Annotated in this window: 1 protein-coding gene; it reads right to left on the reverse strand. The window is 68.1% G+C overall.

The window, feature by feature from the left end; genetic code table 11:
• The coding region (locus tag IO30_RS45645; protein WP_031147787.1) for a condensation domain-containing protein at positions 1–1,347 on the reverse strand (1,347 nt) is incomplete at its 3' end.
• Between the last annotated feature and the right edge of the window lie 13 nt (positions 1,348–1,360).

The following is a 1,360-nucleotide window of genomic DNA, read 5'->3' on the forward strand; positions in this document are numbered from 1 at the left end:
CAACACCACCGCCACAGCCGCCTGCAACACCATGAACACACTCACACCAGAACGCCGCGCCAGCTCCACCACACCCGCATGAACACCCGCAGAGAGCACACACTTCAGATTCCGGCCTTCGTAGCTGGCTACGGGGAGGCGTGGCCGGTCGAAGGGGAGGTCGAGTTCTTCGGGGACCCCGTCGAGAGCCGTCCGCCAGAAGTCGGTCTGCCGAGCCAGCAGGCTCTCCGGATCGGTTTCCTCCCCGAGGAGCTGGTGCTGCCACAGCGTGTAATCCGCGTACTGAACCGGCAACGGCGCCCAGCCCGGCACGTCACCCACGCACCGCGCTGCATACGCGTCCGCGAGATCCCTCGCCAACGGGCCCAAGGACCAGCCATCCGCCGCAATGTGATGCACCACAAGGAGAAGAACAAACTCCTCCGGACCGAGCACGAACAACGTCACCCGCAACGGCATCTCCGCCGTCAGGTCGAAGGAGTACCGTGCGCCCTCACCGACCAGCGCCTCCACGCCCGTCGGATCCGAATCCACCACCACAAACTCAGGCAGCCTCTCCCCGACACCCAGCACCACCTGCCGCGGCACGCCATCCACCTCGGGAAACACCGTCCGCAAACTCTCATGCCGGGCCACCACATCACCCACAGCAGCCCGCAACGCATCCACATCCACCCGCCCCCTCAACCGCAGGGCACCCGGCATGTTGTAACCCAGACCCGCACCATCAAGCCGCTGCAAGAACCACATCCGCCGCTGAGCAAACGACAACGGCAACGGCAAACCCGCCGGACGCTCCACACCCACCAACGCCGGCCGTGCACCACCAGCACCACCCACACACACCGCCAGGCCCGCAGCGGACGGGTTCTCGAAGAGGTCCCGGAGGGCGAGTTCGGCGTTGAGGGTGGTGCGGATGCGGCTGATGAGGCGGGTGGCGAGGAGGGAGTGACCGCCGAGGTCGAAGAAGTTGTCGTCGACCCCCACCTCCGGGAGGCCCAGGACCTCGGCGAACAGGCCGCACAGGTGGTGTTCGAGCGGGGTGGCGGCGCGCCGGTCGGAGACCATCGCGGCGAAGTCGGGGGCGGGGAGGGCTTTGCGGTCGAGCTTCCCGTTCGGGAGCAGGGGCAGCCGGTCGAGGAGTACGACCGCGGCGGGGACCATGTGGGCGGGGAGCCGGGTCGCGGCGTGGGCACGGATCTGCTCCGGCCCGACCTCCACCCCCGCAGTTGAGGGGGCGAGGAGGGTGTAGGCGACGAGTTGGTCCTGGTGGGGGATGACGTGTGCGGTGGCGACTGCGGGGTGCTGGGCGAGGACGGCTTCGATCTCGCCGAGTTCGATCCGCATGCCGCGCAGTTTG

This window comes from Streptomyces xanthophaeus (assembly GCF_000725805.1).
In the GTDB taxonomy this organism is placed as follows: domain Bacteria; phylum Actinomycetota; class Actinomycetes; order Streptomycetales; family Streptomycetaceae; genus Streptomyces; species Streptomyces xanthophaeus.